This is a genomic window from Streptomyces rectiverticillatus (assembly GCF_013394065.1).
GTDB lineage: Bacteria > Actinomycetota > Actinomycetes > Streptomycetales > Streptomycetaceae > Streptomyces > Streptomyces rectiverticillatus.
The window spans coordinates 3,462,219-3,472,322 of record NZ_CP040752.1 but is presented as its reverse complement, the minus strand read 5'-3'; the positions used below and the strand labels follow the sequence as shown (position 1 = coordinate 3,472,322).

The 10,104-nt window shown below is 67.0% G+C and carries 7 protein-coding genes; 1 reads left to right on the top strand and 6 read right to left on the bottom strand.

Annotation, left to right across the window (positions count from 1 at the left end; genetic code table 11):
- Positions 1–32 precede the first annotated feature (32 nt).
- From FGW37_RS14900 to FGW37_RS14880, 5 genes are all read right to left on the bottom strand, one after another.
- On the bottom strand, positions 33–1,034 hold the full coding sequence (locus tag FGW37_RS14900; protein ID WP_179081494.1) for a DNA cytosine methyltransferase: 1,002 nt from the start codon (positions 1,032–1,034) through the stop codon (positions 33–35).
- A gap of 50 nt (positions 1,035–1,084) precedes the next feature.
- Positions 1,085–3,985 (bottom strand): Z1 domain-containing protein, encoded by a 2,901-nt coding sequence (locus tag FGW37_RS14895; RefSeq protein ID WP_246430394.1) that lies wholly within the window; start codon positions 3,983–3,985, stop codon positions 1,085–1,087.
- 123 nt (positions 3,986–4,108) lie between these two features.
- Positions 4,109–5,089, bottom strand: coding sequence for a PD-(D/E)XK motif protein (locus tag FGW37_RS14890; RefSeq protein WP_179081492.1), 981 nt, complete (start codon positions 5,087–5,089; stop codon positions 4,109–4,111).
- The gene (locus FGW37_RS14885) at positions 5,079–6,617 is read right to left on the bottom strand and encodes an ATP-binding protein (protein ID WP_179081491.1); all 1,539 of its coding nucleotides are present in this window, start codon (positions 6,615–6,617) and stop codon (positions 5,079–5,081) included. The genes FGW37_RS14890 and FGW37_RS14885 overlap by 11 nt, the downstream gene beginning before the upstream one ends.
- Before the next feature lie 145 nt (positions 6,618–6,762).
- Positions 6,763–7,188 (bottom strand): very short patch repair endonuclease, encoded by a 426-nt coding sequence (locus tag FGW37_RS14880; protein ID WP_281394834.1) that lies wholly within the window; start codon positions 7,186–7,188, stop codon positions 6,763–6,765.
- Between the two features lie 160 nt (positions 7,189–7,348).
- On the opposite strand from FGW37_RS14880, the gene FGW37_RS14875 reads away from it, so the two are divergent.
- Positions 7,349–8,572, top strand: a complete 1,224-nt coding sequence (locus FGW37_RS14875; RefSeq protein WP_179081490.1) for a DNA cytosine methyltransferase — start codon at positions 7,349–7,351, stop codon at positions 8,570–8,572.
- Positions 8,573–8,614: 42 nt separating this feature from the next.
- On the opposite strand, the gene FGW37_RS14870 is transcribed toward FGW37_RS14875, so the two are convergent.
- Complete coding sequence (locus FGW37_RS14870; protein ID WP_246430393.1) at positions 8,615–9,982, bottom strand: PrsW family intramembrane metalloprotease; 1,368 nt, start codon at positions 9,980–9,982, stop codon at positions 8,615–8,617.
- Positions 9,983–10,104 lie beyond the last annotated feature (122 nt).

Sequence of the window (10,104 nt, the reverse complement as noted above, 5' to 3'; positions counted from 1 at the left end):
GGGGCGGCTGTTCACGCCGCCCGGGTCATGGCTCATGCCTCCCCATCCCGTTCGTGGCCGAGCGCGTCGGCTATCGCTCGCCCCACTGCCTCGGCGACCGGCGGCGGTGAGGCGTGACCGATCTGACAGTACCGCGAGGTCTTGTTCCCCCTCAGTTCCCAGCGAGGTGGAAACGCCTGCAGGACAGCGACTTGCGGGATGGTGAGCTTGGGGAGGAGCTTCCGCTCCTCGGCCTCCGGTGGCCAGGGGAAGTCCTGCGCAGGCACCGTGTCCCCGAGCGAATTGCCGTTGACCCCCAGCTTCTCCCACGCAGCCTTGCTGCCGCTCTGCCCGAGGTCGGGCCCGCCCCGGTTCTTTGATCCGCCGACGATCGTCGGTGCAGGTCGTGCTGCGCGCCCCGCCCAGTCCGATGCGTGCGGCCAGCCCCGTTCCGCCATGGAGGCCTTGAGTGCGTCACCCACGGTGGGGGTTTGATCCACCACGGGTTCGGGCCACTGGAATCGGCCCGTGTACCCCTTCCTCAGCGCGACGAAGAAGCCCTGTCTCCGTTCCTGCGGGACACCGAAGTCCACTGCGTCGAGGACCGTGTGATGCAGCTCGTAGCCAAGGTGCTCCAGCTCGTCGCGGACGAAGGCGCGCAGATCGGTGAGGTGCTCGGACTCGACCAGATCCGCGACGTTCTCTATAAGGAGGGCTCGGGGCTGTACCGCATGGACCAGGTAGATCGTCGCCTTCAGGAGCTCACGCGCTTCGAGGTCCTGCGGGAGCTTCTTCCCGCCGGTCACCGACCTCACCCGAGGCGGACCGGCCGCCATGAGATCCACGTCGTAGAGGTACGGATGCTCCGCAGGATCGAAGGTGAGCAGGTCAACCTCCAGAACGTTCCACTCCTCCTTGTTGGCGCGGAGGGTTTCACAGGAGTCCCGGTCGCTATCGATCAGAGCCAAGGGAGCGAATCCTGCCTGTTCCAGCCCGAGAGCCTGCCCTCCGGCGCCGGCACAGATCTCGAGAGACGTGAGGCGAGGCGTCGGCACGGTGGATCTCCTGGAAGGCTCGGGTGGAACAGGCGAGGAAGGTGCTCGAGTCACTGCGAGATGATCGCTTCGTTCTCTCGGGACGAGTCGATCGTGGTGAACCGGACCACCTGGTTGCTCCGGCCACGCGCCGCTGAAGGGGCGACGAAAGCGAAGGCCATCACCACCTTGCCGGGGTCGATGTGCCCGTCCGGAGTGATCGCATCGGCGTTCCGCTTCTCCACGATCGGATACAGCGCAATGACTCCTCGCCGCTCCGTCACGTACTGCTCGGTGACGGCATCCCCGCAGGAAGGCAGTGCCCCGGCGATCCGAAGCAGTGCAGCGCGGTGCCGCGGATTGCTGATCGCGCCGAACAAGGGGTCGCGTCGCCGTTCCACGCCGAACCATGAGAAGGACCGGGCGGAGTCGCCGAGGATGATCTGCTGCCGCCGGGCGGTGTGCTGCGGGGCGACGACGAGCCAGTCGTCGATCTGACCGGAGTGCTTGGTGATCTCCTCCAGGTAAGCCAGGTGGGGTGCGAACTGCTCGCCGGAGTGCCACTTCAGGGCTGACAGAACGCTGAGCACCGCATCTGCGGACACGGCGCCGGCGAGGGCTTCCACACGGTGGCGTCGCGCAACGTCGTCGAACTCATATGTGAAGGTGGCCGGGGCGGTGGGCAGTTGTCCCAGGATCGGGGTCCAGAGCCCGACATTGTGCCGGAGTGCCGTCGGCTGCGTCGGGTAGGCCGTCGGCTCCTGCCATTCGCCCGGGGACCTGACCTCCACCAGCCGGGCGTTGTACATCTTGTTCGGACTGGTCGGCTTCAGCCAGGGCAGGTGCTGGGAGACCAGCGGTGGCACCTGGGCAGGGGTGACCTGGGGGCGGCCGTCGACCAGGACCGAGTACTGGGCGAGCTGGGCCCGGAAGGACTCCTCGTCCCGGCAGATGGCTTCGAATCCTTCGTAGAGGTCGAGCTCCTTGCTGCCTGCCGTTTCGTTCCGGCCGATCCAGAGTCGGATCAGGTCCCGGTAGCCCTCGCGGAATCCGAACCAGCGGCCCATCTGCATCATGGTGGAGGCGTTGCCGGCGCGGCGACGGTAGTACGAGACGGTCAGGCCTTCCACGGTGAAGCCGCGGGACAGCTTCTGTCCGCCCAGCAGGATCTTCCAGATGGAGCGGCGCTCGAAGTCGACCTCGCCGCTCTCGATGTCCTTGTCGCCGTTGACGACGATGACGGGGTTGAGATCGCCGCCGATGCGGGCCGTCGCGGCGCCGATGTAAGGGGCCAGCTTCTCGAACGATTCCGGGACGGCGTAGCCGCCGGCCCGCTCACGGGAGACGGGGAGCAGGTCGGACTCGAAGAGCTCGCGCAGGCGGGCGTGACCGGCCGCGCTCGTGTAGCCGGACTCGTCCCACAGCTTGAGGATGCGGCCCTTGAGCTCCCGGTGGTCCGCGGTGAGCCGGGACTCGTGTACCAGCATGGTGTGGTGCCGGTACGTCTCCGGCGGGACCAAGGGATCCTCGATCTCCCGGAAGATCTTGACCGCGGCGGTGAGGACGAACATGTCCATGGCTCGTCTCAGCGAGAGATCGTCGTCCTCTTCCTCGGAGGCGTCGATGGACCGGACGTACGCCAGCTCGTTGGAATTGGCGACGATGCGCTCGTCCTCCGGAACCAACAGCGGGTCGAGATCGTGGAAGTCCTGGACGCCCATGTAGCCCTTTGGGCGCGAGAGGGAGATCAAGAAGTCCTTGGGGAAGATGTCCGCGGTGTCACTGGGGTCGATGAACACATTGGCGAACGGGGTAGCGGTGTAGCCGACGTACTGGGCACGGGGGAGCAGGCTCAGCAGTTCCGAGAGCTTCTCGTTGATCGCGGTGCGCTCCGCGTTGCCGCTGCGGCGGGGGTTGACGGTGTTGACCGATGCCTCGTCGGATTCGTCATCGATGATCAGGGTGGGGATCTCGCCGAGCAGCCCGCTGATCTTCTTCAGGTCCTTGACGAGCTTGGCCAGCACTGTCTTGTTCTTCTTGACCACCATCAGCCGGGCTGCAGCGTGGTCCAGGTTGCGGGGGTCGTGCAGAGGGAGCGACTTTTCGCGCTTTTCGATCTCCAGAGCACGGATCCCCTGGGCCAGGGACTTGTAGTCGTTCTCCCGGGTGGTGAGGCGCTCGATATCGAAGGCACCCAGTTCGGAGGGAAGCCCGGAGTGCTTGATGAAGCGGTCGCGCAGCCAGTCGCGGTCGTCCGCGTAGTCGGATTCGGTCTCCACCGTCCCGCGCAGGATGTTCTCCCGGCCGACGAGCTCCATGTCGAGCCGCCGCTGGGTCTGGCCGCGCAGCAGGTTCAGAGTCCCGCCGAGCACAATAACCAGTCGGTAACCGGCGTCGACCGCCTTGGCGATGACGCCTGTGAAATTCGCGGTCTTGCCCGACTGGACGTATCCGACGACAAGGCCCTTCGATTGGTATGCCTCGGCCGACGTGGGGTCCGCCAGTCGTTCCACGACGCGTTCGGCAGCATCGCCCAGATCCGCCACCGTCTCGACCGGCCAGCCCTTGACTTCACGCAGGTAGCGCTCGTACGCGGGCCAGTACCAGTCGACACCTCGGGGAGTCCCGATGCCGCGCCACGGCGTGTACTCCTGGCTTATGACGACCGGGCCCGCCTCCGTGGTGACGGGGATCGCGTCGTCGAGGAGTTTGCGCGTCGCGGCTTCCAGGCCGAGGCGGTCGAATACGGCTGTCCGACGCCCCTCGGTCCGGGCCTCGCTGCCCGAGCACCAGGAACGGGCGGAAGCGTCCGTTGCGCGGTCCCAGTAGGTGAGGTGCCTGCGCCACAGCTTCAGCAGGGCGAGCGACTCCTCGGTTTCACGGGTGATGGCGTCCCGGAACGCGGCTTCGGACGAGTCCACGGTGATGCCGTGCACGTCGGCATGGAAGGCGACGATTGTGGACAGGGGCATGGGTTTGCCGGCTGGCATGCCCTCTAGGGCACTCCGGTGCACTTCCAGGAGAGCCTTGTCGTTCTCAGTGGGCGTCATGTGGTTGTTCCTCGGCTTTGCTGCGGGCGGAAGAGTGCTGAGCGATCACTGGGGCAGCCGGAATGGGCCGTGCAGAGCCTCCGGAGGGTTGGGCGACGGGTCCAGCCCGGTGAGATCGATGCGGTAGTCGATGTCCTTGATCCGCTCGGCGGCCTCCTTCGGGAGGCCGTTAAGGACGGAGCGGCTCAGGGAAGGGAAGCGATCAGCGGCCTCCAGCACGAGGGGAGCAGTGCGTATCCTCCACCGCTCGTCGTCCGGGCCGCTCGGCAGACCGAGCCTGCCGAGGAGCAGATCGAGGCGGTCGAGTGCGGTGGGCGCCTCTTCGGCGACCTCGCTGTGGACGGACTCGACGCACTGCGTGAGAGTCCGCCCACCCGCGCCTCCACGGGTGACCTGTACGGAGACGAACCACAGAGGGCGACCGGGCGACGGCGTCAGCTGGCCGAATCCGTGGACTGAATGCTCGCGTTCCTCTGCGGAGGTGGTCTTCACCTCCACGTCGTACGCCTCGGTGCTGAAGTCGTGCTCCTCGTCGAGCGGGCCCTTCCACGAATTGACGGCGCTGCTCCAGCCGTGGGCATCGGCCAGGCTTCCCAGGACCGCCAGCTCACCCATCAGGCCTATTCGCTTCTCCGTGGAGAGCGCGCGCGGCTTTTCGAGCAGAGCTCGCCAGGCACGCACCGTCTCACCGAAGGCTTGCTCAGGAGTCCGGTGTCCCAAGGTCACCCGGTCGGCGACAGCGCAGAGGAGGTCGTGGAAGTCGCGCATCAGAGTGCGCTGCGTCGTACGCAGCCGCGCCATGCGGAGGCCCTGGTAGGCGATCTCCTCCACGCGTATGAGGGGGTGCGGTGACCTGGGAAGCCGTTGTCGTGGGCTCAGTTGGAGGTGGAGCGCTATGTCACGGTCGTCCGAGACCACGTAGTCCACACGGGGAGAGCCGGGGGAGGCCAACGGAAAGGAGACGCTGAGGCCCGACTCCAGATACTCCTCGACCTCGGACCAGGAGGCCCGGCTGTCAGCTGTCATGGTCGGTTACTCGGTCGAGCTCACTGCGGGCGGCCGCCACCAGGATCGACTGCCACATTTGCAGATTGTCCTTCTCCCGGGAGCCGCTGTATTCCTTCTCGAAGACGCGGTGCAGCATCAGGTACATCAGCGACTTCAGGAGCGGGGCATCGTTGAGGCTGCCGTCCCGACCACCCAGGATCGCCCGACGGTAGTGCTGGTTGAGGACGACGAGACGGTTCTCCCGATCCAGTTCGAAGAAGAGATCCGTGTCGAGCTTCTGCCACACCATCGCGATCGGTTCCTCAAGGGGGAGCAGGGGAAGCTCCTCCTCGATGGTGGCCCGCACCTCGGGCGCGAGCCCACGTCCCGGTCCGATCACGGGCTTGCGCACCGTGCCGGAGCGCTTTCGGGCCTCCCGGTAAACGGCGTCCGCATCCGCGAGGTACTGCGTGAACGGACGTCCCCGCATGTCGGTGGCCTTCTCCAACCCCTCGATGAACTCGGGGGACGTGTCGACGCCGGACTTCTTCACTGTCAGCCGGAAGACGTCGTTCGGCACCGAGGGCAGGTCGACGGCGACCCGGGCGAGCGAGAGGTGTTGTTCGGGCTGGCGGAAGTTGTTCCAGCCGCCGGCCTGCACCAGGCGGTCGTTGCGATAGAAGTAGAAACCCTGACGGTCGATCACTGTGCCCACTGCCCGGTACTCGTCGAGGTTCGACTTGGGCGTCCAGACGTGGGCTTCGAGGGAGAGGTCGATCGCCGCCCCCGGAACGGTCGTGGTGAATCGACGCGGATAGTCCGCGCTTCCCGACACCGGGTATCCGAACGGGTCGAGAGGTTCTACGCCGAAGTCCAGGTACACGGTCCGTGTACGGACGTCCTCGACGGCGATCGTGATGTTGAAATCGTTCCGCGCCAGGAAGCGATGCAGGTACAGGCCGAGGTGGAGGCCGAGCTTGTTGATCGTCCGCTGGAGATAGCGGTCGGTCTGGCCACTCCCGCCGTGCTTGGGGAAGTCCTTGACCCCGTCCCAGCGGACAACGGTGCCCTGCCACTGGATGGGGCGGTTGTTGTCGTACCGGTCGATCAGACTCTGCGCGTAGGCGGGGTCGACGATGTCGCACTGGAAGTCCGCTCGCGCATGTTCCATCCGCCACCTCCGGCCGACCGTTCGGGTCCGCTTGGTGGTGCTGACGACGGTAACGGCATCGGCGTGCGACAGCGAGGCGGATTTGAGGCCGGTGCCGAACATGCCCAGGGCGCCCGACGCGTAGTCCCGGCGGCCGCCGACGGTCATGGCGACGTCCAGCGCCTCTTCGTCCATGCCGTGGCCGTCGTCGACCACGAGAAGTGAGACCAACCGGTCGCCGTCCCGGAGGAAGTGGATAACCACGTCCTTGGCGCCCGCGTCGATGGAGTTGTCCACGAGGTCGGCTACGGCGACCTCGAACCCGTATCCCTGGCTGCTCAGAGCCTCGACGTAACGGGGGTCGGGCGGCAGGTGCTTGCTCCCTGTTGTGGGAACGTCGAACTTCCAGTCGGTCATGTTCAGCCTTGGCGTCCAAGTTGTCGGCTCGGGTTACGTGCGGTGACGGAATTTGTACAACTGATAACGACCGTAGTCCACGTATCTGACATCGAGGCCCGATCCATGTAATTGGTTCGGGCCGTAGTGCGCGCGAGGATGGAGCTCAGCGTCGGGACGCCCGTGCCACGGCGACGGCTGCGGCCACGTCGGCCGCCACGGTGGCGGGGTCCTCGTGCTCCCAGAAGCGCAGCACTGTCCAGCCGGCTCCGATCAGCTGCTCTGTGGTCTCCAAGTCGCGGGCGACGTTGCGATCCAGCTTCTGCCGCCACCAGTCGGCGTTGGCCTTCGGGCTGGTGGCGTGCTGCGGGCAACCGTGCCAGAAGCAGCCGTCGAGGAAGACGGCGACTTTGATGCCGGGAAAGGCGATGTCGATGCTGCGCCGCGGCATGCCCGGCACCTTGCTGTGGAGCTGGTAGCGGTGCCCTGACTTGTGGAGGAGGCGCCGCACCGCCATTTCAGGGGTCGTGTTCCGACTCGCCTGGCGACTCATCTCGGCCGACTTACGAGGCGAGGGGGGGATGACAGGCACGTGTCCATTCTGCCGGAGGGCAGCAATCCGGATCGGAAGTTCGGGCCAAGTCCGCAGAGCTTCAGAGTGTGCATGGCAGCCTCGCTTTGGAACTCCAGTTCGATATGTCACTCCTTGGTGCGAAACTGTGGCGTCTGCTCGGATCGCAATGAGGGGGACCATGAACTCCAGCGGTAGACCGTTGACGTCCATCGAGATCTGCGCCGGTGCCGGGGGGCAGGCGCTCGGTCTGCACCAGGCCGGCTTCAGGCACCTTGCGCTCGTGGAGATCGACAAGTTTGCATGCAAGACACTGCGCGCGAATGTGCTGGATCACCCGGAGTGGGCCGGCTGCGAGGTCGTCGAGGGCGACGTGAATGAGATCAACCCCTTCACGCATGAGCAGCTGGCAAAGTTTGAGCTGAAGCCGGGCGAGCTGGACCTGCTGGCAGGTGGTGTGCCTTGCCCGCCGTTCTCCATCGCGGGGAGGCAGCTGGGGGAGGAGGATGAGCGCGACCTCTTCCCCAGGATGCTCGGGCTGGTGGATCAGCTCCGGCCGAAGGCGGTGATGATCGAGAACGTCAAGGGGATCCTGGATGCGAAGTTCAACGACTACCGCGCACGGATCGCTGCAGAGCTGGAGGATTACGGCTATATGTTCTGCGGCTGGCAGCTGATCGAAGCTTGTCGTCATGGGGTTCCACAGCTCCGCCCCCGGGCCGTCCTGGTCGCGATTGCCGCGGGGTACATGACTGATGCGGCCTTCGAGTGGCCGGTGGGCTGCGGGGAGATCGTCACTGTGGCTGAGGCTCTCGAAGGCACCATGCGGGAGCGGTGCGAGCCGTTCGGGGCCGAGGGGAAGGCCGTCTTCGACAAGTGGCTGGCGAAGGCGACAGCGCGTGGCACTGAGGCCCCGACTCTGGTCGGTGGTTCGAAGAAGCACGGCGGGGCCGATCTGGGGCCCAGCCGGGCCAAGGCCGCATGGGCCGAGCTCGGTGTCGATGCGATGGGCGTGGCCAACAACCCTGACCAGTGCGATCCCGACCGCGATCTCTTCAGGGAGAACGGGCCCATGCTTACGGTCGAACAGGCTGCGATCATCCAGGGATTTCCGCGGCACTGGGCGTTTCAGGGAGGGAAGACCGCCCGTTACCGCCAGGTGGGCAACGCCTTCCCGCCCCCGGTCGCAGAGGCCGTGGGCAGGGCGATCGCGGCAGCACTCCGTGCGGACAGGCAGCCGAGCCCGGGCATGGACGGTACCCGCACCGTGATTTCGGCTGCTCGACCGGATACCGGGCTCGGCGCACCGGCTGCGATTCACCCCTCCGTCGGTTCTAAGCCTGTGGAGTCCGGGCAGCTCATGTTCCCGGAAGCGGAACCCGAGCCCGCAGGCCCGAATTTCTGAGCAAGGGCGGCCGGGCACCGTGTCGTCGGAGCGATGAGGCTGCTAACGGCTCGGTCCCGGGCCCTGCCAGGGCCCGGGACGCTGCACCCCCTGCCACGGGGGCGCGGCCCATCCCTGCGGCATCGCCACGAACGGCCGCGGCAACGTCGCCGAAGCCTGGGTCAAGGCCGGTTGGGCTACGTGTTTGCGGTGCCAGAGGTGGTGGAGGAGTTCCTGTTCCCGGGCTGTGAAGTCCGGGCCCGCCGTGCCCCTGTGGGCTCGTTGGCGGAGGAAGGCCAGGGACGTGGCGAAGGAGATGTACTCGGCGACGGTGCGGGCGGCGGCCGGGCCGCCGGTGCGGCGGGCGACGTCGCGGGCTATGCCCCGGGCGCGCATCGAGGAGAGGGCGAGGGGCTCGGGCGGGGTGAGCCAGCCCGCGGCCTGGTAGGCCGGGAGGAAGGTGCGTATGGTGCGCAGCTCGTTCTGGCGGGACCAGATCGCGAGCCAGGTCAGGACGCCGAAGACGGGGACCATGAACAGGGCGTAGACCGCGAGGAAGGCCAGGGGCGAGAGGCTGGCCGAGCCGTTCCAGACCGCGTGCAGGACCATCGCCGTGAGCAGGCCCGCGAAGGGGATGAGGATGCGGGTGATTTTGCGGCGCGGGGCGAGGGTCGCCGCGATGCCGAAGCCCAGGCCCGTCATCGTGGTGAAGAGCGGGTGCGCGAACGGCGACATCAGGACCCGCATGAAGAACGTCGCCACCGTGGCTGCCGGCACCCCGTCGCGGCCGAAGCTCTGGTCGGTCACGAAGGCGTTGCCCAGGTAGAGGATGTTCTCGGTGAACGCGAAGCCGGTGGCCGTGATGCCCGCGATCACCACGCCGTCGACGGTGTTGTTGAAGTCCCGGCGGCGGAAGAGGAAGAGCAGGAGGACCGCGGCCGCCTTGCCGGTCTCCTCCACGACGGGTGCGACGAACGTCGCCCCCCACTTGTCGGCCTCCGGGCGCTGCGCGAGGTCGACGGAGCTGACCAGCCACTCCGTGGCGTAACCGTTCGCGATGATGGCCATCAGGGTGGCCGCGCACGCGCCCCACGTGAAGGCGAAGACCAGATTCCGCCAGGGCTTGGGCTCGACCCGGTCCATCCAGCGGAACGCCGCCACGAGCAGGGGTACGGGCAGCACGGCGAGGCCGAGCCCCACCAGGAACCCCTCGGTGCCCGTCTGCTCCCGCACCAGGGCGAGGATGACCAGGCCGCACAGGGCCAGGAGCAGGATCAGCGCGCCTGCGCGCACCGCCTTGTTGTCCCACAGGGCGCGGCGCGGCTTGTAGCGCCAGCCCGCCGGGGCGGGCATCGCGGAGAAGTTCGGCTGCTGCGCGAAGGCGGGCACCGGCCCGGCCGTCGGCTGCTGGTGGGGTGGGGACTCATGCACCCGATGACCCTAACCAAGGGACGCCGGGGCGGCTCCGGTATTCCGGGGCCGGATTCCGGGGGCCGGATTCCGAGCGTCGGATTCCGGGAGCCGGTACTCCCCACCCTCACCTGCCGGCGTGC